The organism is Lactobacillus sp. ESL0260 (genome assembly GCF_003692935.1).
Classification (GTDB): Bacteria; Bacillota; Bacilli; order Lactobacillales; family Lactobacillaceae; genus Lactobacillus; species Lactobacillus melliventris.
This window is the reverse complement of the sequence record NZ_REHO01000013.1, coordinates 605,645-628,410: the sequence shown is the minus strand read 5'-3', so window position 1 is coordinate 628,410 and position 22,766 is coordinate 605,645. Positions and strand designations below refer to the sequence as shown.

The 22,766-nt window shown below is 36.9% G+C and carries 18 protein-coding genes; 13 read left to right on the top strand and 5 right to left on the bottom strand.

The annotated features are described in order from the left end of the window. Positions 1–627: 627 nt before the first annotated feature. Complete coding sequence (locus F5ESL0260_RS09245; protein ID WP_122026705.1) at positions 628–2,469, bottom strand: FAD-dependent oxidoreductase; 1,842 nt, start codon at positions 2,467–2,469, stop codon at positions 628–630. 396 nt (positions 2,470–2,865) lie between these two features. On the opposite strand from F5ESL0260_RS09245, the gene F5ESL0260_RS09240 reads away from it, so the two are divergent. The 7 genes from F5ESL0260_RS09240 to spxB all read left to right on the top strand — a co-directional run bounded on the left by F5ESL0260_RS09240 (position 2,866) and on the right by spxB (position 10,239). Next, the gene (locus tag F5ESL0260_RS09240) at positions 2,866–3,153 is read left to right on the top strand and encodes a hypothetical protein (RefSeq protein WP_122026704.1); all 288 of its coding nucleotides are present in this window, start codon (positions 2,866–2,868) and stop codon (positions 3,151–3,153) included. 168 nt (positions 3,154–3,321) lie between these two features. Beyond that, positions 3,322–3,462 (top strand): 50S ribosomal protein L34, encoded by a 141-nt coding sequence (rpmH, locus tag F5ESL0260_RS09235; protein WP_003549412.1) that lies wholly within the window; start codon positions 3,322–3,324, stop codon positions 3,460–3,462. Positions 3,463–3,514: 52 nt separating this feature from the next. Then, positions 3,515–3,883 carry a ribonuclease P protein component gene (rnpA, locus tag F5ESL0260_RS09230; RefSeq protein WP_046325754.1) on the top strand — a complete coding sequence of 123 codons (369 nt, stop codon included), beginning with the start codon at positions 3,515–3,517 and terminating at the stop codon, positions 3,881–3,883. 1 nt (position 3,884) lies between these two features. Beyond that, entirely contained in the window at positions 3,885–4,748 is an 864-nt protein-coding gene (locus F5ESL0260_RS09225) for a membrane protein insertase YidC (protein WP_122026703.1), read from the top strand. A gap of 104 nt (positions 4,749–4,852) precedes the next feature. Next, entirely contained in the window at positions 4,853–6,238 is a 1,386-nt protein-coding gene (mnmE, locus tag F5ESL0260_RS09220; RefSeq protein ID WP_122026702.1) for a tRNA uridine-5-carboxymethylaminomethyl(34) synthesis GTPase MnmE, read from the top strand. A 12-nt stretch (positions 6,239–6,250) separates the two neighbouring features. Then, positions 6,251–8,149 (top strand): tRNA uridine-5-carboxymethylaminomethyl(34) synthesis enzyme MnmG, encoded by a 1,899-nt coding sequence (mnmG, locus tag F5ESL0260_RS09215; protein WP_122026701.1) that lies wholly within the window; start codon positions 6,251–6,253, stop codon positions 8,147–8,149. A 275-nt stretch (positions 8,150–8,424) separates the two neighbouring features. Continuing rightward, positions 8,425–10,239 carry a pyruvate oxidase gene (gene spxB, locus F5ESL0260_RS09210; RefSeq protein ID WP_122026700.1) on the top strand — a complete coding sequence of 605 codons (1,815 nt, stop codon included), beginning with the start codon at positions 8,425–8,427 and terminating at the stop codon, positions 10,237–10,239. Between the two features lie 46 nt (positions 10,240–10,285). Here the strand turns inward: spxB and F5ESL0260_RS09205 are convergent, their stop codons facing one another. Beyond that, a complete protein-coding gene (locus F5ESL0260_RS09205) occupies positions 10,286–10,966 on the bottom strand; it encodes a GntR family transcriptional regulator (RefSeq protein ID WP_122026699.1) in 681 nt (226 codons plus the stop codon). 116 nt (positions 10,967–11,082) lie between these two features. Here F5ESL0260_RS09205 and F5ESL0260_RS09200 point away from each other — a divergent pair, with 116 nt between their 5' ends. The 6 genes from F5ESL0260_RS09200 (at position 11,083) to F5ESL0260_RS09175 (ending at position 19,569) form a co-directional block, all read left to right on the top strand. Next, on the top strand, positions 11,083–12,393 hold the full coding sequence (locus F5ESL0260_RS09200) for a PTS sugar transporter subunit IIC (RefSeq protein WP_110446849.1): 1,311 nt from the start codon (positions 11,083–11,085) through the stop codon (positions 12,391–12,393). Positions 12,394–12,442: 49 nt separating this feature from the next. Beyond that, on the top strand, positions 12,443–13,888 hold the full coding sequence (locus F5ESL0260_RS09195) for a glycoside hydrolase family 1 protein (RefSeq protein WP_122026698.1): 1,446 nt from the start codon (positions 12,443–12,445) through the stop codon (positions 13,886–13,888). Further along, positions 13,885–14,952: a mannonate dehydratase gene (locus F5ESL0260_RS09190; RefSeq protein ID WP_122026697.1), complete on the top strand. Its 1,068-nt coding sequence runs from the start codon at positions 13,885–13,887 to the stop codon at positions 14,950–14,952. Before F5ESL0260_RS09195 ends, F5ESL0260_RS09190 begins: the two co-directional genes overlap by 4 nt. 3 nt (positions 14,953–14,955) lie before the next feature. Next, on the top strand, positions 14,956–16,410 hold the full coding sequence (locus F5ESL0260_RS09185; RefSeq protein WP_122026696.1) for a gluconokinase: 1,455 nt from the start codon (positions 14,956–14,958) through the stop codon (positions 16,408–16,410). A gap of 125 nt (positions 16,411–16,535) precedes the next feature. After that, on the top strand, positions 16,536–17,921 hold the full coding sequence (gndA, locus tag F5ESL0260_RS09180; RefSeq protein WP_122026695.1) for an NADP-dependent phosphogluconate dehydrogenase: 1,386 nt from the start codon (positions 16,536–16,538) through the stop codon (positions 17,919–17,921). Between the two features lie 91 nt (positions 17,922–18,012). Continuing rightward, positions 18,013–19,569 carry a ClC family H(+)/Cl(-) exchange transporter gene (locus tag F5ESL0260_RS09175; RefSeq protein WP_122026694.1) on the top strand — a complete coding sequence of 519 codons (1,557 nt, stop codon included), beginning with the start codon at positions 18,013–18,015 and terminating at the stop codon, positions 19,567–19,569. Between the two features lie 275 nt (positions 19,570–19,844). Here F5ESL0260_RS09175 and F5ESL0260_RS09170 read toward each other — a convergent pair whose 3' ends face one another. From F5ESL0260_RS09170 to F5ESL0260_RS09160, 3 genes are all read right to left on the bottom strand, one after another. Further along, positions 19,845–20,537, bottom strand: coding sequence for a GntR family transcriptional regulator (locus F5ESL0260_RS09170; RefSeq protein WP_122026693.1), 693 nt, complete (start codon positions 20,535–20,537; stop codon positions 19,845–19,847). 13 nt (positions 20,538–20,550) lie between these two features. Further along, on the bottom strand, positions 20,551–21,873 hold the full coding sequence (locus F5ESL0260_RS09165) for a PTS sugar transporter subunit IIC (RefSeq protein ID WP_046325745.1): 1,323 nt from the start codon (positions 21,871–21,873) through the stop codon (positions 20,551–20,553). Between the two features lie 527 nt (positions 21,874–22,400). After that, positions 22,401–22,694 carry a hypothetical protein gene (locus tag F5ESL0260_RS09160; RefSeq protein ID WP_122026692.1) on the bottom strand — a complete coding sequence of 98 codons (294 nt, stop codon included), beginning with the start codon at positions 22,692–22,694 and terminating at the stop codon, positions 22,401–22,403. Positions 22,695–22,766 lie beyond the last annotated feature (72 nt).

Genomic DNA, 22,766 nt, shown 5'->3' with positions numbered 1-22,766 from the left:
AATATTTCCCTCCGCTTACGTTACGCAAAACTTATTTTACCATCTAATAAAAATGTTTTCCACAGGTGCACAAAAAGAATTCAGAATTAACAAGCTGTGGATAGATTTTAGAAAGAAATTCACTTTAGCTTAAAAGAATTGGGTAATATTTATCTTATTTACATTATAGCTTGTGGAAATCTTTTACTGAAATAGCAGTATATTGCAAGTTATATTAATCATACTATCCACATGTTGTGTATAATTTTATAAACAGGTTGTAGATTGTGGATAAGTGTGTGTAAAATGATGTGAATTTGCACTTGTGTATAATTTTAGGATATTATTTTTAAACAAATATGACGAAATTTAATCTGGAACTAGTAGTAGAAAAATTCACTTTTGTCTTAACATAAAATAAAAAGTAAGCAGCGCTAATGCAAGATCACACTTATTACTTTAAAACTCCGTACTACTGATAATTAATAACTTATAATTATTTGGCTTCAAGCTGGCAAAATTCTTTAAACAAAATTATTACTTTGAAAAAACGACAGAAGCTGTTTTTAACTTGAGCACAGAAAAAGCGCCTTACTAAAATAAAATTTAGTAAGAACGCTTTTCTTGTTTGTCTAAAAAATTATTTTTTTAATATTCTGATGAACCGGTTGTTACATCAGTTTCTGCAGGCGTAACATTAACTTCTTCTACTAAACCGGAGAGGACTCTGCCGACTCTGCGGCCTGAATGCATTCCTTCGGCTAAGGCAGTACCTGATGATGGGTAATAATTTGCATTCCAGCCACCGGAGTTGCAGCCGATAGCATACAAGTGAGCAATTTTTTGGTCATCATGATCAATTACTTCATAATTAGTAGTTACTTTCAAGCCGCCAATTGCTCCAAAATTGCTGTCCTTGTGAGCATAAGCATAGAATGGCGCATGTAATTCTTGCAGGCCTTCTTTACGGCCAAACTCTTTATCTGTACCATTTGCGGCGTTTTCATTCCAGGTCTCTAGTTGCCGCTTTAAGTTTTCAGCTGGTACATTGATTTTAGCAGCTAATTCTGCAATTGAATCTGCTTTAAACATTTGACCGGAATTAATATCTTTCTCCGTGTCTGCAGCAGATTTCCAAGGTGAAAATGGGGCAGAGAAGGTTGATGAGTCGAAAATTTGCCAAGTTGGTTTATCCCAAATTAGTTCTTGTTGGTAAGTGGCACGGGTTAGATAACCGTAAGTAGTATCTTCATTGACGTAACGTTTACCGTTGCCATTTACGTAGAACATTGGCGGTGTCGGCAAATTATCTGCTGCACCTACATTGCTCTTGAAATCAACATCCATAGAGCCGCCTAAGCCTTCAGTTGCAGCGTTAAGTGCTAATCCCATCAAAATACCGTCACCGGTATCGTATTTAGAATTAGTCAAGGCATGATTTTTAATATCACGATATTGTTGCGGCGCAAATTCTTTAGCTAGTTTTTCGTTATAGTCAATACCTGCAGTAGCAAGGACTACACCTTTATTAGCGCGATAATAACTAGTTTTGCCTTTGCAATTAGTTACTACGCCAACAACTGATTTGTCAGTATAGCTAGTGGTTACTAAATTAATTACAGGAGTATCAAAGAAAATCTTTATTCCCAAACGATCAGCTTCTTTTCTGACAGCGTCAATCATTACGCAGCCACTGCCTAAACCGCCACCGTGTTCATAAACGTGAATTCTTTGCGCAAAGTAATCCTTGTTTTCATAAGGAATAACTCTGTGGCCATAAACAGATGTCCATTTTATTCCTAAGCTTGCCAGCCATTCGATGTTATTAGCAGAATCTTCGGCTAATTCTTTTATCATCTGAGGATTTACTCTGCCTTCACCTGCTTGAATTAACTCTTGAGCATGTAGTTCAGGATTGTCATTTTGATAGCTTGTAAATTCTTTTTGATATTTATCGCCAGAACCCTGAATGACACCAGCGGAATAATTACTGGTTCCGCCGACCATACCTGTTTTTTCAAAAATAACTACGCTGTTACCATGCTTTTTTGCTTCAATAGCAGCAGATAATCCAGAGATACCTGAACCAACAACAATCACGTCATAAGTATCGTCAAATTGCACTTGAGATGCGATATACTTGTTATTGTTTACTTTGGCATAAACCGGATAGTTAGGTTTTTTACTTGGTTTTACTTTAGGATTAACGGCATCGTCTGCAGTTAATTTTCCTTGGGCAACTTCTAAGGCCTTGTTTACGCCATTAACAACTGCTGAGGTACTTACTGAAGCGGATGTAACAACATCCACATCAGTATTGCCGGCTTTTTCAATTCTGTTAATCATTGTTGGTATTGCGTAGGAACCAACCGTATATGGCTGAACACCGTCAACTGCAACTTTGATTATTTTACCGTCCTTTAATGTAACATTACTGGTTAATAAGCTGTGAAAGCCTTGAGCAGCACCTTTAAAAACACCACTTACCATAAAAATCTCCTTTATTTATATCAAAATTGTATTAAGCACTACGGAAAGCGCTTGCCTACAAAGATAATTTTATCATCAATAAGTAATAGGATGATTAAAAAAGAGTAAAGAATGTGAAGTACTGTGTAAACCAACTTGTTTAATAGGGTGTCATTGCAGCGGCGTAAAGGCACTCTTAAAAATAAGCTCAGAATCGATACAATAACCTAATACTTATTATTTAAAGTAATTTGTGAAAGTCCATACAAAACCTATAATCAAACTTGATTGTAAAGAAAGCACCATTATAATTGAAGGAGTAAAGGTATGAGTAAGCTTTTTATTTGATACTACTCCAAGTGCTGAATGGCCTGGTTAATAACAAATAAAAATAACTATTTATTGTGAGGTACCAATATGGATTATCAAGATTATGTTGAGTTGGGGCTAAAAGACGACGGCAACTTAAAGGTGATACTAAAAGGCAGTGTTGAAACTAGTACACTTGCAGCAGAGAAGGTGGGCGTTGTTAGTGTAGTCTATATTACGCAGAGTGTTGAACGTGCCAGACAAAAGCTGGAAGAACTGACGGCCAAGCAGGCGGAAGGCGATTATTATATGGTTTATTCTTGCCCGCTTGATACCGATTTGCCAGCACTTGGACATTACCCGTCAATTGAAATTGCTAAGGCTGATTTGTTATAGAAAACTGCAAGAATTTTTTACGGCCAGTTTAAGCCAAGTCACAAATTATTCCTAAATTGGTAATTAATCCTGATGTTTTTTCTCTTTTTACTTGGTTTTTTACTTTAATCATGGTATCCTAGATATTAAATTGTGCAGTCTGCATACAAAAATTGGAGGTGTAGTTTAATGACAACTAAAAGAACTTACCAACCTAAAAAGCGTCACCGTTCAAGAGTTCACGGCTTTATGAAACGGATGAGTACATCAAATGGCCGTAAGGTTTTGGCTAGACGCCGCGCAAAGGGTAGAAAAGTCTTATCTGCTTAAACCACTGAAATCCCAGTGGTTTTTTTAATTTTTAAGAGTGGAATGAAACGTTTTGAGAAAGTCTTATCGTGTTAAAACAGAAAATGATTTTCAGACAGTTTTTAAGTCAGGCAATTCAGTAGCAAATCGTGCTTTTGTGATTTATCAAATGGACAAACCGGAAAACAAGCATTTTCGTGTTGGCATTTCTGTTGGTAAAAAGGTCGGACACACCGCTGTAGTGCGTAATCGCCTCAAACGTTATATTCGCGCTGTTCTTACTGAAAATAAACCTTTAATTAAACCACATATTGATTTTTTAGTCATTGCTAGACCATATGCGCGCGATTTTAAATGGGATGATGTTCATAAGAATCTCTTGCATGCACTCTTTTTAGCCAATATAATTGAAGAGATACCGAATAAAGTTGAGGAAGATTAGAGTGAAAGACATTTTAACTAAAAAGAATGTCAAGCGTCTACTTGTACTGCTGACAGTAGTTGCATTAGCGGTTGTCTTAACAGGATGTGCATCAAACGGCAAGCCAGAACCTGTTTCCCATACAAGCGGCAGCTGGTGGAATCGCTGGGTCATTTATTACATGTCCACGTTTTTGTTGTGGCTGTCTAAGCTGGTAGGCAACAACTACGGTTGGGCAATTATTATCTTTACTATTATAGTACGGCTTATTTTGTATCCGCTTAGTGCTATTCAGATTAAGAGCACTACCAAGATGCAGAAAATTCAGCCGGAAATAGATGCTTTACGTAAAAAGTATCCCGGTAGTGATACAGAATCGCGAACTTTGCTTTCGCAAGAAACAAATAAGCTCTATAAAGAGGCAGGAATTAACCCTTATGCTGGTTGTTTGCCTTTAATTATTCAGTTACCGGTTATGTATGCTTTGTATGGTGCGATTTGGCAAACACCACAACTGCAAACTGGCCACTTTATGTGGATGGATTTAGGTAAGCCGGATCCATACTTTATTATGCCAATTTTGTCTATGGTCTTGACTTTTATATCAACTTATATCAGTCAATTATCTACGCCAAAAGAATCACAAACCTTGTCAACTAAGATTATGACTTATGGTATGGCAATTATGGTTGGTGTAATGGGTATATATTTCCAGTCAGCTATTGTAGTTTACTGGGTAATTTCCAACCTGTTCCAGGTGGTTCAAACTTTCATTCTGCAAAACCCTATTAAATATCGGCGTGAACAGGAAGAAAGAGAGCGCCAAGAGCGCGAACGTAAGCGTCAATTGCGCAAAACTTATAAACGGTTAAAACGCAGAAAATAATATTAATCTAAATTAATGATTTAGATAAAGTAGTCAAAGTGCTTTATCCATCATGATTATTCATGGTGGAATAATGCGCTTTTTTTATTGAAAAGGAGAAAATCATGGCACAAACTTTAACGGAGTTTGATACGATTGCAGCGATTTCAACGCCAATTGGTGAAGGTGGCATTTCTATTGTCCGCATGTCTGGTGAAGAAGCAGTTAAAATTGCCAATCAGGTTTTCAAGGGTGCGAATTTAACTAAAGTGCCGACGCATACTATTCATTATGGACATATAGTTGATCCTGCAAGTGAGCAGGTGATTGACGAAGTTATGGTATCTGTAATGCTGGCTCCTAAGACTTTTACCAGGGAAGATATTGTTGAAATTAATTGTCATGGCGGCATTGTTGTCACCAACCATATTTTGCAATTATTATTAAAAACCGGTGCGCGCATGGCAGATCCCGGTGAATTTACTAAAAGGGCATTTGTTAATGGTCGCATTGACTTGACTCAGGCTGAAAGCGTGATGGATATTGTGCGCGCTAAAACCGATAAGGCCCGGCAAGTGGCAGAAAAGCAGCTGGAAGGCGGTCTGCTTGAGAAAATCAGGGTCATGAGACAGGAAATTTTGGATACGCTAGCCAATGTTGAAGTCAACATTGATTATCCAGAATATGATGCTGATACTGTCACGGCCAAGCAAATGGTGAGTGTTTCTCAGTCTGTTATTGCTAAAATAGATAAATTGCTCAAAACGGCAAGTGAAGGAACGGCGTTACGTAACGGCTTAGCTACTGCGATTATTGGCCAGCCCAATGTCGGGAAATCATCTTTACTTAATTATCTGACTAAAAGTGATACGGCGATCGTGACCGATGTTGCCGGTACAACCCGTGATACTTTGGAAGAATATGTTTCTGTTAAAGGCGTACCTTTAGAATTAATTGACACTGCAGGTATCAGGCACACTGATAATAAGGTGGAAAAAATTGGGGTTGAGCGTTCCAAAAAAGCACTGGCAAAGGCAGATTTAGTTTTGCTCTTGTTTGATGCAAGTAAGGAGTTAACTCCAGAAGACTATGCCTTAATTGATGCTACTAGTGGGAAAAAGCGCATTGTTATTTTAAATAAGACCGACTTGGGCCAAAAAATTTCTGCCGCTGAAATAACAAATTTAACCAAGAGTCCGGTTATTGCCATTTCAATTTTGCAAAAACAAAATCTTGATCAATTAGAAAAAACAATCAAAGAACTGTTTTTCAAGGGGATTGAGAACTCAAATGACCAGGTCATGGTAACTAATCAAAGGCAGGTTGGCTTACTGGAAAAGGCCAAAAAGCAGCTGCAAGACGTTGTTCAGGCATTAAAAGATGAAGTTCCTATAGACATTGCCCAAATTGATTTCAACGGCGCCTGGGACACTCTAGGCCAAATTACGGGTGAAAGCAGTCCTGATGAGTTAGTTAATGAATTGTTTAGTCAATTTTGTTTAGGGAAATAGGTGTGAAAATTAATGATTAAAAGTTATGACTCAAATGATTATGATGTCATTGTTGTTGGTGCTGGTCACGCGGGCAGTGAAGCAGCCCTGGCGAGTGCCAGAATGGGCCAAAAGACGTTACTTTTGACGATTAGCCTTGATATGGTTGCTTTTATGCCCTGCAATCCGTCAGTAGGAGGCCCGGCTAAAGGAACAGTGGTGCGCGAGATTGATGCCTTGGGCGGTCAAATGGGTAAAAATATTGACGCTACCTATATTCAAATGCGGATGCTAAATACAGGTAAAGGGCCAGCTGTACGGGCATTGCGCGCACAAGCCGATAAGTGGCAGTATCACGAACAGATGAAAAAAGTGATTGAGGATACGCCTAATTTGACTTTGAGACAGGCGACAGTTGATGAATTAATTGTTGAAGATGGAGTTTGCAGAGGGCTAATTACCAATACAGGAGCCAGGTACCATGCTAAAAGCGTTGTACTCACAACAGGAACATCAGCTCGCGGGCGTATTTTTATTGGCGAATTGAATTACTCATCCGGTCCCAACAACACTGTACCGGCAATTAAGCTTTCAGAAAATTTGGAAAAACTGGGCTTCAAACTGCGCCGTTTTAAAACGGGCACACCGCCACGCGTTAATAGTAATACCATTGACTATTCTAAAACTGAGGAAGAACCTGGCGATAAAATTCCGCGTCATTTTTCTTATGAAACTAAAGATGAAGATTACCTCAAGAATCAGGTTTCATGCTGGATGACATATACAAATAAGACCACGCATAAAATAATTAACCAAAATCTAAACCGTTCACCTATGTTTTCAGGAGAAATCAAGGGTGTAGGACCGCGCTATTGTCCGTCAATTGAAACTAAAGTAGTTCGTTTTGCGGATAAGCCTCGTCATCAAATTTTCTTGGAGCCGGAGGGTAAAAATACCAAAGAAGTTTATGTTGGCGATTTTTCAACCTCAATGCCTGAAGAAATTCAGTTAAAAATGCTGCACTCGGTAGCTGGACTTGAAAATGCGGAATTGATGCGGCCCGGATATGCTATTGAGTATGATGTGATTGATCCCTGGCAGCTAAAGCATACTTTAGAAACCAAAAATATTAAAAACTTGTTTACTGCGGGGCAGATGAACGGAACTTCCGGCTATGAAGAAGCAGCAGGACAGGGACTGATTGCTGGCATTAATGCAGCTTTGCGGGCTGCTGGTCAGCCGGGATTTACCCTAGGCCGCGATGAAGCCTATATCGGCGTTTTAATTGACGACTTAGTTACTAAAGGAACAGAAGAACCATATCGTTTATTGACCTCACGAGCAGAATACCGTTTGATTTTACGTCATGATAATGCTGATTTACGTTTGACGGATTATGGCTTTAAACTTGGTTTGATTTCTGAAGAACGTTATTCTAAGTTCTTAGCAAAGAAAGAACAAATTGCTCAAGCTGCCCAAGCTGTTAAAAAGATCACGGTTCATCCTACAAAAGAGGTCCAGGAGTATCTTGCAAGTATTGGTGAAGAAAAGTTAAAAGCCGGCGTGAAGGCTGATGTTTTCTTAAGAAGGCCTAAGGTTAAGGTGACTGATATTGAGCGTTTGACAGGGATGCATATTTCAAATGAGCGCTACGTCAGAGAGCAGATTGAAATTAACGTTAAGTATGCCGGTTATATCAAAAAGGAACAGCAACAAATTGATAAACTGCACCGGCAAGAGGCAAAGAAAATTCCTGTGGACATTGATTACAGTGCAATAGATGGCTTAGCAACAGAAGCACGAGAGAAATTTGCCAAAATCAGACCTGAGACAATAGCACAGGCTGAACGTATTTCAGGAGTCAATCCAGCAGATATGGCCATTTTAAGCGTTTACGTGCAAAATGGTCGTTATCAGAAAATTCAACATTAAATTTAGTAAAAATTTAAACTTTATAAAAAATATTTTCTGAGGATTAAATACACCAAAAAATGCACAAATTTGGTCGCTATGATCAGCTAATCACAAATGGAATTATTGCTGTTATCTGAATGTCATTAGTATAGCGCTTAACTTTGTGAAGATAATATTTTTACAAAGCGCTTACATGTTGTGCTAATAACTAATTTTGCTTACTTGAAATTGTGAAATTATATGTTTTAATACAATATGTAAGTAAACATGTATTTAAGGAGATGCACTTTAAAATGGCAAAAATTAATGGCGCAAATGCCATGCTCCAAGTTTTGTTGGACTGGCATATTGATCATATTTATGGTTTTCCGGGTGGCTCATTTGACTCAACAATGAACGCTATCCACGACTTTAAGGGTAAGTTGAAGTATATTGAAGTTCGGCACGAAGAGGCTGGTGCTTTGGCTGCTTCAGCTGAATATAAATTTACTGGCAAGATCGGTGTATGCTTCGGTTCTGCTGGCCCTGGTGCTGTTCACTTGATGAACGGCTTGTACGATGCAAAATACGACAAAGTTCCTATGGTAGCTATTGTAGCTAACGTTCCAACTGGTCGTCAGGATATGGACTTCTTCCAAGCTTTTGACGAGAAGCCTTGGTTTGATCCGGTTGCTGTTTGGAACCACCAAATTAAGCGTGCAGAGCAAATCCCTTCAATGATGGATGAAGCAATTCGTCAAGCTTATGCTAAGAAGGGTCCAGCTGTCTTAATTCTTCCTAAGGATTTTGGCTGGGACAAGATTGATGACAATTACCGTGTAAATTACAATGCAATGCAAGCTGTTCCAAACTATGCAGCTCCTAAGAAAGATGAAGTTGAAGCAGCTGTTAAGCTTCTTGAAGAAGCAAAGAATCCAGTTGTTTACTTTGGTCTAGGTATGAAGGGTCATGGCGATGTCTTAGAAAAATTCGCTGAAAAATTCAAGACCCCATTGATGTCCTCAGTTATGGCTAAGGGAGTTGTTGAAGATAAATGCCCAGCTTATATGGGTTCAATTGGCCGTGTTGCACCTAAGCCAAGTGATGACATCCAAACCCATGCTGATGCAGTTATCTGGGTTGGTAATGACTCACCATTCTCATTATTCTTCTTTGATCCTAAGGCTAAAGTTGTCCAAATTGATGTTGACTCAGAAAAATTAGGCAAGCGTCACGCCGTTGATGTTCCAATTTTGGCTGATGGTGCTAAGACTTTACAAGCTATGATTGACGCAGGTCAAGCTCGTGAAGAATCACCAATTTACAAGGCTGCTATTGCAGACCGTGAAAACTGGGAAGAATGGGAACACAGCTTTGATGATTCAGACGAAATGCCAATTCGCCGTGAACCAATCTTTGACATTATCAATAAATATGCTGATGATGACGCACAATTTGCTATTGATGTTGGTAACATTAACATTGACTTCCAACGTTTAGTAAACTTGCATGATGACCAAACTTGGGCAACTTCAGGCTTGTACGCAACTATGGGCTTTGGTTCACCAGCTGCACTTGCAGCAGCAACTGCTCACCCAGAGCGTGAAGTTTGGAACTTAAGTGGTGACGGTGGCTTTGCCATGATGAACCAAGAGTTGTTGACTCAAGCTCGTTACAATATGCACATTATGAACGTTGTCTTCACTAATGATACTTTAGGTTACATTGAAGCTGAACAAGTTGATGAATCACACCAACCATTATCAGGTGTTATTCTGCCAAACAACGACTGGGCTAAAGTTGCTGAAGGTATGAATGTAAAAGGTGTAACTGTACGTACTAAGAAAGAATTCGAAGACGCAGTTAAAGAATTCAAGGAAATGGATGGACCAATGTTAGTTGACATTAAGTTCACTCATGATATGCCTTACTCAACTGAATTGAATACTCTTGATGACCCAGAATTTGTTAAGAAGTATCAAGCTGAAGGCTTGAAACCATTTAGTTACTTTGCTGACAAGTATGGCTTAGTAGAAGATGCTGCTTCAGGTGCTTCAGAAGCTGAAGAAGAACCTGAGCCAGAGCCAGAACCAGAACCTGACACAACTTCAGGTGCTTCAGCTCACTAATTAAGTGTAAAACCTTAAAAAAGAACGTCCAATAGGGGCGTTCTTTTTATTTGATCAAATTTGTAAAATAATCAGGATAAGCACTAATAAGCTCATTTTCTTCTTTAAACATCATACTAAGATGGTTTTCAATTTCATGAGTACCTAAAGGAATATCTTTATTAATAACTGTATTAAAAATTGATTCATGTTGCTCAATTATAGTAGACCATTGTAGATCCTCAACTGATAAACGTAAATATCTGAATCTTTCTAGTTGAACATTTAGAGTTTGCATCCAATTCCAAATGTCTTCTTTATCAACGGCAGTATAAAAAGATTTATGAAATTCATTATCAAAATGAAAAAAATTTCTTTTGTCTTGCTGATTTTCTTTTACTTTAGCGAAATCCAATATTTTAGCTAGTTTATTTTTAAGATCGTCATCGTCTTTATTAATTGCCATAGCGACTATTTTCTTTTCAATAAGTTTTCTAACAAACATTGCATCTTCAGCTTGTTTCAGATCTATTTTAGAGATATAAGTTCCACTCTGAGGTATAACTTTAACTAAATTTTGATCTTTAAACTTGATAATTGCTTCACGAATGGGAGTCCTACCAATACCTAAAGTATCAATAATCTTATTTAAAGTTATTTTTTCTCCCGGCTTTAATTCCAATGTGACAATCATTTCTTTTAATTTATCATATGCGATTGTTTGCATGTTTCTAATATCTGGCAACATATTTTTCTCCTTAAAGCATATATATTAGTATACAACTTCTGTTGACTTTTACGAAAGCTGCATACTATAATGAAAGCGTAATCAAATATACTAATATATCAGTTGGAGGGAGTAAAATGAAAAAAGGACAAAAATTTGTCTCAGCAATGAATAAATTTGCTGCTGTCATAAATGGCAACAAATATATATCATCCATAAAAGATGCATTCTATTCATTGATTCCGATTATTATTACTGGCGCGTTTGCAACTTTATTTTCCAGTATGGTCTTTGATGATAAACAAGGCTTGGCTCAAATAAATGGACTGCACTGGCTGGTTAATTTGCAACCCATTGCGAATGGTATTAATTATGCCACATTAAGTTTCTTTACCATTTATGCTGTATTCATTATCGGTATTGAAATGGGTAAGAAAAACAATTTAAAGGGCTATTTCCCGGGGATCATTGCTTTAATGAGCTATGTTTCAGTTAATCCTAGTGTTTATAATTTTATTACGGCTAAGAAACAGACGATTCAGGTAACAGATGTTTTTGCAAAACAATATACTGATACAAAGGGATTGTTTTTAGGAATGTTAATTGCAATCCTTTCTGTACAACTTTATGCTTGGTTGAGTAAGCAAAAAGCACTGCAATTGAAAATGCCGGATAGTGTACCATCTAATGTTTCCAGAAGCTTTTCTGCTTTATTCCCAACAATGATTACAGTAGCTATAATTTCTGCTGTTGGAGTAATAATTACCCTAATCACACATATGTCTTTGTTTGATATTATTTACAGTTTGGTACAAAAGCCATTGCAAAATGTAGTTCAGGGACTACCCGGTATCCTATTGCTAATGTTAGTGGCACAATTATTCTGGATAATAGGTATTCACGGTAATCAAATGATTAAACCGATTCGTGAACCGCTATTAATTGCCGCAATTGCAGCTAATACAGAAGCACATGCAGCTGGTAAACCATTGCCTAATATTATTACTATGCCATTTTGGGATATGTACATGAGCATGGGTGGCTCAGGTGTCACAATTGGTTTATTGATAGCCATATTTTTAGTCACAAAGAAAAGGGCTGATATTAAAGCTATTGCGAAATTGTCATTAGCACCTGGTATTTTTAATATTAATGAACCAGTTATCTTTGGCTTGCCGATTGTACTAAATCCTATCCTTGCTATTCCATTTATTGTTACTCCATTAGTAACTGGTACAATTGGCTATTTCGCAACGGCAACGGGCTTTGCTGCTAGAGCATATGTTTATACTCCATGGCCAACACCACCATTAATTAGCGGGTTTTTGGCAACTGGTGGTAATTGGGGCGCAGTGATTACCCAAGCTGTATGTATTGTTGTTGCAGTTTTAATTTACTTACCATTTGTTAAAATTTCTGAAACCCAAAAACCTTCAGTAGAAAATTAATTTGTTGAAAGGTTGAATAATTATTCAGCCTTTTTTGCATTAAAGGAGTATAAAAATGAAAATACCTGAAAATTTTAATTTAGGTGCAGCCTCATCTGCTTGGCAAACAGAAGGATGGAGTGGAAAAAAAGATGGCCAGGACTCATACCTTGATGATTGGTTTAAAAACGAATACTTCGTTTGGTATGATGGCAAAGGACCGGATGTAGCAACTGATTTTATGAATCGTTATCAAGAAGACATAGATTTAATGAAAAAAATCGGCTTAAATTCATACAGAACTTCGGTTAATTGGTCAAGGTTCTTTACAGATTATGACAATCTTACTGTTGATGAAGAATATGCTAAACATATTGACGATGTAATAAATGCTTTGATAAAAGCTAACGTGAGGCCGATGATAGCTATTGAGCACTATGATGTACCCCAATATTTACAGAACAAGTACGGTGGCTGGAATTCACGAAAAGTCGTAGATCTATATGTAAAATATGCCAAAATTTTGTTTGAACGATATGGTGATCGAGTAAAAGACTGGTTTACTTTCAACGAGCCGATAGTACCCCAAACCAGGATTTATTTAGATGCTGTGAGATACCCACATATAGTTGATCCTCAGCAATGGATGCAGTGGAATTATCATAAGGTGCTTGCTACGGCGAAAACAGTAGCAATTTATCATCAAATGAACCAAGGTGGCAAGATCGGTGTTATTCATAATTGGGAATTTGCATACCCAAGATCAAAAACATATGATCCAGATGTTTTAGCAGCACACAGGTTTGATTTGCTTAATAACAGAATTTTTGTAGATCCATTAGTTAAGGGTAGTTATTCTCAAGAATTAATAACACTTTTAAAAGAAAATAATATTATGTTTAGATATCATTCAGAGGATCAGCAACTCATTAAAAATAATACTATTGACTATATTGGTTTAAATCTGTATAAACCAGCCAGGGTCAAGCAGCGCGAATACGAGTGGAATAATAATTCACCATTTAGTATTAAAAAATATTACAGTGATTTCGATCTACCGGGTAGAAAATATAACGCTTCTCGGGGATGGGAAATCTATCCTCCGATGATGTACGATCTTGCAATGGTCATGAAAACTGATTACCACAATTTTCCTTGGTTTATTAGTGAAAATGGAATGGGAATAGAAAATGAGCAAAAATATAAGAACTCTGATGGAATAATTCAAGATGACTATAGAATTAATTACATCCGGGAAAATCTTTATTGGCTAATAAAAGCGGTTAATGATGGCGCAAACTGTCAAGGATATATGTTGTGGGCATTTACAGATAATGTATCTCCTATGAATGCGTTTAAAAACAGGTATGGTTTAGTAGAAATTGACCTAGAAAATAATCTAAAAAGAAGAATGAAAAAGTCGGGATATTGGTATGCAGATCTTATCTCAAAGAGGACGTTACCTGATGATAGCGCATATTCGTATAAATCAACCTTTGAGGAGAATAAACAATGAAATTAAGCTTTAGATGGTTTGGTACAAACGCTGATTCAGTAAGCCTAAAGCAAATACGACAAATTCCAGGAGTTCACCAAGTGGTTGCCACGCTTTATGATATTCCTGTTGGAGAAACTTGGCCTCTATCAAAAATTTTAAATTTAAAAAAAGAAATAACTGCTGCGGGATTAAAAATGGACGTGATCGAGTCAGTTAATGTACATGAAGACATAAAACTGGGATTACCTTCAAGAGCAAAATATATCAAGAATTATCAAGAAACAATTCGTAATCTGGCAAAAGCTGGTGTTAAAGTCATTTGCTACAACTTTATGCCAATATTTGACTGGACAAGGACTTCTTTAAATTATAAACTGCCAGATGGATCGACTGCTTTAGCTTTTCAAAGAGAATTAGTTCAAGAAAATCCACAGGAACTGATTAAAAAAGTGGAGTCCAATAATAACGGCTTTGTGATGCCAGGATGGGAACCAGAAAGGCTGGCAAAAATAAAAGAATTGTTTTCTGCATATGCTGGCAAAACAAGTGCTGACTTGGCAGATAATCTGAAATATTTTTTGCAGCAAATTATTCCAGTGTGTGAAGAAGTAGGAATAAAAATGGCAATTCATCCAGATGATCCAGCCCAGGATATTTTTGGTTTACCTAGAATTTGTAAAAGCGAAAATGATTTGGAACGAATTGTTTCAATGGTCGATAGTCCGGCGAATGCTTTAACTATTTGTTGTGGCAGCTTGGCCTCTAATCCTCAAAATAACGTACCACATATTTTAGAAAAATTTGTTAGAAAAAATAGAGTAGCCTTTGTTCATGCTCGCAATATTAAATTTACTTCTAAGTACGATTTTCATGAAACATCTCATTTATCAGAAGATGGTGACTTAGATATGTATGAGTTGATGAAAATATTAGTTGATAATAATTTTACTGGCTATATCAGGCCGGATCATGGTCGAGCAATCTGGGATGAAAAAGCTATGCCAGGTTACGGCTTATTTGACCGAGCATTAGCTGAAGAATATTTATACGGATTAATAGAAGGGATCAAGAAGAGTAAGTAACAAATGTCCATTGTAATAGGTGTAGATATTGGGACAACAAGTACAAAAACCATTGCTTTTGATGAACTGGGTCATATAATTTATCAAACTAGCTACGATTATCCGTTAATTACTGAAGAAACAGGTCAGGCGGAGGAAAGACCTCAAGATATTTTAAGAGCGGTTAAGCTGGGCTTAACAGAGGTACAAAGTAAAATTGCTATTGTTGAACTTAAAGGGATAGGCTTTTCCTCTGCTATGCATACTTTAATCTTAATTGATAAAAATAATCATCCTCTGACTAATGTTTATACATGGGCAGATAATAGAGCAACGGATACATTTAAAAAAGATATTATCAAAGACGACTTGTTTGATCTGACAAAAAATACCGGTGCACCATTACATCCTATGCTCCCTTTAGGTAAATTGTTATGGCTTAAAGAAAAGAATAAAAAGTTATGGGATAAGACTGCTTTTATTGTTGATATTAAAAGCTATATTTTGTATCAGTTTTCGCAGCACTACTATGTTGACTTTGCAACTGCGAATTCCTCGGGGCTTTTTAATACCTATACTAAAAATTGGGATGATAATATCCTGCAATATTTAAATATAAAAAAGGAACAGCTCCCTCAGTTAGTAGACACAACTTTTCAAGTGCCAAATTTTGAAAGTAGCATTAAAGTACCCCTTATAATTGGCGGCTCTGATGGGACTCTGGCAAATTTAAGCAATCCGCAAATTGATGAACGATTTTATACGGTTAGCTGTGGGACTTCTGCGGCCGTCAGAACAAATATTGACACTTTAAGACTATGTCAAAATCGTAAATTATTTACATATTATCAGTATCAAAATAATTGGGTGGTTGGTGCACCTACTAATAATGCTGGTGATGTGTGGCAGTGGTTAAAAGACAAGATTTTCAATTTAGCTACTTTTGAGGAACTAAATGATTTAGCCAAGAAAAGCCCTGTAGGCGCTAAAGGGCTATTCTTTGTGCCTTATATTTTTGGTGAACGTGCACCAATTTGGAATCCTGATGCTTCTGGTGGCTTTATGGGATTAACTGCAATTCATACAAATAAAGATTTAGCCAGAGCAGTATTGGAAGGGGAGCTTTATAATATAAATTTGATCATAAAGGAACTCAATCAATTTAATGGACAAAGGCCTGAAGCTTTAATATTAGTCGGAGGGATGGCTAAAAACCAATTTTTTGACCAGTTATTGGCAGACATAACGGGATACAAAGTTTATGTGCCTGAATCAGTTGAAGCTTCTGCTTTAGGGGCTGCCATCTTGGCGATGATAAGCTTAAAAATAATTGCTTCACCACTAATGATTCAAAAAGAATTGAAAATAGCAAAAGTTTTCAACGTTAATTCCCCAAACCATGCTATTTATGTGACTATGGAAAAGAAGTGGAACAAAGTAAGGCAATTAATGACAGAAGAATGGCTAGCGGTTGAATAACCATTAATTTACAGTTTTTGGTAAAAGATGATATTAGGTCTGGTAAATGAAGCAAATTGTGCGTAAACACGCTAAAACAGGTATACTAGTAATTAAGAAAAAATTTAAGTGATGGAGGACTATAAATGCAACAGTTCGGTGTTATAGGCTTATCAGTAATGGGTAAGAACCTTGCTTTGAATGTGAGAAATAACGGCTTTTCCGTTTCCGGTTTTTCAATTGATAAGCCGGAAGTAGATGCTTTTGCTAAATATGAAGATGATAAATTAAAGCCAACATACTCTTGGGAAGAATTTGTTGATTCTTTAGAGAAGCCACGAAAGATTTTAATTCAAATTGCAGCTGGTAAACCGGTTGATGAAACTTTACAAAAATTACTGCCACTACTAGATAAAGGCGACATTCTGCTTGATGGTGGTAATTCGAACTTTCATGACACTAATCGGCGCTATCATGAAATGGAACAACACGGTATTCACTTTATTGGTATGGGTGTTTCTGGTGGAGAAGAGGGTGCTTTAAAAGGTCCCGCATTGATGCCAGGCGGTGATGAAGATGCTTATAAAAAGGTTGCACCTATATTAGAAGCAATTGCAGCTAAGAATTCCGCAGGCCATCCATGTGTCAGCTTTATTGGACCTGAAGGCAGTGGTCATTACGTTAAGATGGTCCACAATGGTATCGAATACGGCATTATGCAGGAATTTTCCGAAGTTTACGATATTTTGCGTAAGGTTGCGGGCAAAACAAATGATGAAATGTCAGCCATTTTTGCGCACTGGAATGAAGGATTGGTTCAAGCCTATTTAAGTGAAATTACTGCTGAAGTGCTAAAGCAAAAGGATAATTTAACCCCTGACCATGTAATTGATCATATCTTAAACGTTGCTTCTTATAAAGGTACTGGTAACTGGATGCTGGAAGATGGTGTTCATCTGGGTGCTCCAATCAGCGTTATTGCCGAAGCTGTAATTAGCCGTTTTATGTCTAAAGCTACTACGCGCGAGGGTAAAGAAATAACATGGAATGGTGATGTACCAGCAGATTTAATTGATAATCTTGGTCAGGCTTTGCAATTATGTCAAGCTGTAGCTTATGCTCAAGGTTTCCAACAACTGAAAATGGCCGCTGATGCCTATAACTGGGACTTGCGCTATCCGGCGATTGCTCAATCATGGGAAGCAGGTTGTATTATTCGCTCAGCAATGTTAAAAGACATTGAAAAGGCATTTTCTGAAGGTAAGAAACTTGATAACATGTTCCAAGATCCATATTTCAAGGACTTAATGAATAAGAATATCGCTGCTTTGCGTGTAGTGATTGAACTCGCCACTAGAGCAGGTATTCCTACTCCGACATTGAGCGCATCACTGAATTACTTGGAATCAATTTTTAATCCAAGTTTACCAGCAAACTTAATTCAAGGACAACGTGATTACTTTGGCGCTCATACTTACTTTAGAAATGACCGTAAAGGCGTTTATCACACTGAATGGTATGAGGAAAAATAAGTTGTTACACGTGTAACACTAAAAACCAGTTAAAGTTAAAACTTAACTGGTTTTTTAGTAGTGCTAATTATATTGAAAAAGTAGAGGTATTATGAGGGATAAAAAAGTACAAATAAAGCTGTTGCTGGAAGCAATGCTAGTAGGCCTTGCAAGCGGGATTGTAGTGGGCTTTTTTCGCTTTGGTATTCAAAAAATGACAGAATTATGGCTTAGACTGTTTCACGTGGCACATCAAAATGCATTATGGTTTATCCCAATCATTTTGGGACTCATTTTAGTAGGCTTAATTGCTGGTTATTTTGTTAAGCAATATCCTCATGTTGGCGGCTCTGGTATACCGGAAGTAAAACTACAACTGGAAGGAAATCTAACTCTAAAGTGGTGGCCTACATTATGGCGCAAAGTTATTGGTGGTATTTTAGTTATCAGTACGGGCCTGTTTTTAGGACCTGAGGGGCCTTCTTTGCAGATCGGTTCAACTATCGGTCAAGGTGTTGGCGAGGGCACTAAAGAGTCAAAAACGAATGCTCGGGTACTGTTAGCTACTGGAGCGGCCAGCGGTTTAGCCGCAGCCTTTGGAGCCCCATTAAGTGGTGCATTATTTGTGCTTGAAGAAGTCTTTCATAACTTTTCACCACGGGTGTGGTTAAATGCACTTGCAGGTGCTCTAGTTTCAGATTTTGTAGTTTCAAATATTTTTGGTCAAAAGCCAGCACTATCTCTGGTTTATCGTCACACATTCCCCGTTAGGCTGTATGGCTATCTGCTCATCTTGGGCTTAATTTTGGGTTTACTCGGTCATTTTTATAAAACTGGCTTATTTAAAGTGAAAAAGTTATATGCGAAAATTACTTTTTTACCAAGTTGGTTATACGGACTAATACCTCTCACTTTATTAATACCAATCGCTTATTTTTACCCTTTAATTACTGGCCCGGGTAACCGCTTAATATTAGCGTTACCGCAGATTATTAAACAAAGCAGTTGGAAAATAGTTGGGTTACTCTTATTTTTCTTTGTTGTTAGAATTGTGTTTTCCATTATCTCTTACGATTCTGGACTACCAAGTGGTATTTTCTTACCAATATTAACAATGGGTGCAGTAATTGGTGCCAGCTACGGTCTTATTTTGGTGCAATTACATTTATTGCCGGCAAAATTTGTAATCAATCTGGTTATTTTCGCAATGGCTGGCTATTTCGCCGCCGTAATTAGGGCTCCTTTTACCGCCATCATCCTTATTACGGAAATGGTTGGGTCTTTGCTTCATTTAATGCCGCTAGCCGTGGTAGCTTTTGTTGCACTGCTGGTTGATGAACTGCTCAATGGTGATCCCATTTACGGTACGCTTGCTCGCGCAATGTCTGTAAAAAATAAAAAACATTCAGCTGTAGTTTCCGGTAAAACTGACCAGCTAACTGTGCCAATTTATGAAGACAGCCAGCTTGCAGGAAAAGAAATCATGCAGGTCAAGTGGCCTAAGCATACTTTAGTTAAAGCAATATATCGTGATGGCAAGTATGTAATTCCTAACGGTCAATCGGTAATTAAAGCCGGTGATTCTCTGGTTCTAACTCTTGATGCAGGCCGTCGTGGTCAGGTATTTAGTCAAATCAAGCAAATGCAAAGAGTCCGATATGATGGCTAGTATATTGTTTTAACTGCATTCTATAATATTTATAATTTAAAAAAGCTAATAAATCAGAGCCTATTCTGACCTATTAGCTTTTTATATTATGTTTTTGTTTAACTTGTTTTTTTAAAATTTAGGCGCAATTTCGAATGCCCAAATTAGGTAAATGAAGAAACACTGGTAAAATCATCCCGTTTTTGGGAATGGTATCTAGTAATGAATTAAAATCCTGTATTGTTCCATATTTTGATTGAATTGCCTTGTCATAGCAGTTGTCAACATCTGGAAATTTATAAATAGAATTTTGAATTTTGATAATTGAAAATATTTTGTGAGTAGTCAAATATAGTGCCACTAGTAGAATAAAAGATTTCGTCAACAATTAGGCCAAAACTATTAGCTTCTAGGTCGAGTTCAGAAGCTTCTTGATCTGTTAGTTTGCGAATGTAAAAGTATTTATCAGAAAAACCAACATGAATTTTATATGCTTGAGCTAAGAAGTTAAAAATTGATCCCTCAATAATAGACTGATTCAAAAAAGGTACGAGTTGGGAATTGTAATAAGAAGTTTCAATACACAAGGTTTTTTTGTGTGATATTTTCTTCCTGTGTACCTTATATACTTTAGTATTAATTGTACATTTTAATTTTTGAGCTAAGTCTAAGTTTGGTGTGATTAGCTTTAAAGAAGCGTTAGCATTTTCTACTTGCTCGTTCATGAGCTCATTAGTCCAGCCATGAGTAGTCTTACTGAAATTAATATAATCATCTTTTGGTAGCTTTCTTACATAAATTCCGCTACCTTGAACTTGATAAATTAATCCTTCGCTTTCTAATTCTGACAATGCTTTTAACAGTGTTGTTTTACTTGCTTTAAATTGGGTACCTAACTCGTTTAAACTTGGTAGCTTGTCGCCTTGTTCTAAATTGTTATTTTTTATTATCTCAACAAGACATTTCGCAACTTGTTCATACTTTAGCATAATTTTCCTTGACTTATTTTTCTACTTTCGCTTTTTCTTGGGCAATTAAAATTTTATCATAATTTTTGGCAAACGGATAATATATAAAGAAGCTCATTACTAACATTAAAAGTTGCCATAGTGCAGTTTTCCATCCGCCAACTATTAATCCAGAAAGTACTGCGGGGGTTGTCCAAGGTACATAAACGCCATTAAATGGTGGGATAATGCCTAGAGCAATTGCAGCATAAGTTGCACTGCCTGAAAGAAATGGTGTTAAGACAAAAGGCACTAGCATTAATGGATTTAAGACGATAGGAAGGCCAAAAAGAATTGGTTCGTTAATATTAAAAATTGCAGGTACTATTTCCAACTTACCTAAAATTTTCATTTGAACTGATTTAGCATTTAAGCACATAAACACAACTAATCCAATCGTCATTCCGGCTCCAGTAACGGTTAGACATTGATCCATAAAAGATTGCGTTACAATGTGTGCACCATTAGCTAAAGTAAGCTTTCCTGCCTTATACAATGCTGAATTATCAGCATTATTAGACATTAAAAGTGGAGTCATAATGCCCCCAACAATAGTTGAGCCATGTACACCAAAGAACCATAAGAAAACCGGTAAAATAGAAATAATTAACATTCCGCCAATGCCATCAGTTGCATGTTGTAGTGGAATTTGGATTACTTTATAAATCCACTCTGCCAATGTGGTATGAAAACCAAGACTAAAGATTCCGCAAACAATTGCAGCAATAGTAATAATTGCGGCAGCTGGTACTAAAGCAGTGAAAGAAGCAGCAACATTAGCTGGAACCTGTTCTGGCATTTTAATAACTAACTGATGTTTCATAAACCATGAATAAAGCCATCCAACAAATAAGCCAACTATTAGGGCTATTACCATTCCCTTGCCACCTAACCAATTTTTATCTATTAGGTTAGTGGCTTGCCAAGAAGTTGAGGTCTTACTAGGATTCGCAATATTAGTGACGGTTTTTATTGTATCAGGCTGCAATATAATATCGACAGTAACAGCTAAGAGTCCCGCTGGTGCAGCTTCAAAGCCAGCATCCTTAACCCAGCAGTAAGCAATTCCGAAAACAGCAAAAAGTGCCATAATTCCAAATGAGGCATTACTTGCTTGCATTAAAACAGGACCAATACCAATTTTGTTTAAATAATCTTGAACAGATTGTATAGGGAACTGTCCTAAAATTAAAAAAATAGCACCAACAATTATAAATGGAGTAGGATAGATCATTCCATCTTTAATCGCTTTAATTGGGCGAGTATTAACAAATTTCATTATTGTAGGCAAGACTTTGTCATTCATGAAACTTTTCATTATAATTACACCTTTCTTAAATTATGTAAGCACTTTATGATATTGTGCATGTACAGTTTAACATTTCACCTACAATTTTGAAAGGGCTTTTATAACTAACGGAATAAAAAAGTAATTTTGATAAAGAATAATGTGAGTTTTAGTTTTAGAAAAATCGATAATATTTTATTTTGGTAAATTGTAAAATGAAGTTGAACACTTGCGCTGATTAGAAAATAAAAAAAGTCCATTGGACTTCTCTGATAGAATGTAATTACCCAATCAATTCTAGAAAGAAGTTACCAATGAACTCGCTTAATTCTACTATATCTAGTCACCAAAAGGGCCAACATCTTGCCTTAACTGATCGAGTGACGCTCCAGGTTTTACGCAGCCAAGGTCAGTTCCTTGCGCCAAATCGCTCGTACCCTCAACTGTTTCACCCACAAGCGTGAAATATGAGCTTGAACGCGGCCAGATTTCTTGGTATCACGGCAAAGGTACGCTACGATGCGCAAGCTGCGCAAAGACGCTACCAGATAAGGCGCTTAAACTGCGGCCGTAAGCACGCTGAATAGTACCAAAACCAAGGCTGCTAAAAGCCAGATACCGGAATTTACTGCTGCTTTTGCTATGCCTTTATTTTCGACATTAATATGATTGATCAAATATTCAAAGGCAAAAATTAGGAGACTGAATGTGACTAGCCACAAAATGGCGCAGAGCCTGCCAGTAATGGAATAAGGGAAAAAGCCAGAATTAAAGCTTGTTAGTAAAGCAATAAAAAAGAAAGTAATAGTACCAGTGTAATGATTGATTGATTTTTCTTTAGTATTATGCAAAATAATTCCCTCCCATTAGTGGTAATTTAAAATTTTATTTCTGAATTTTAGTATTAAATAACTAAAAAGTAA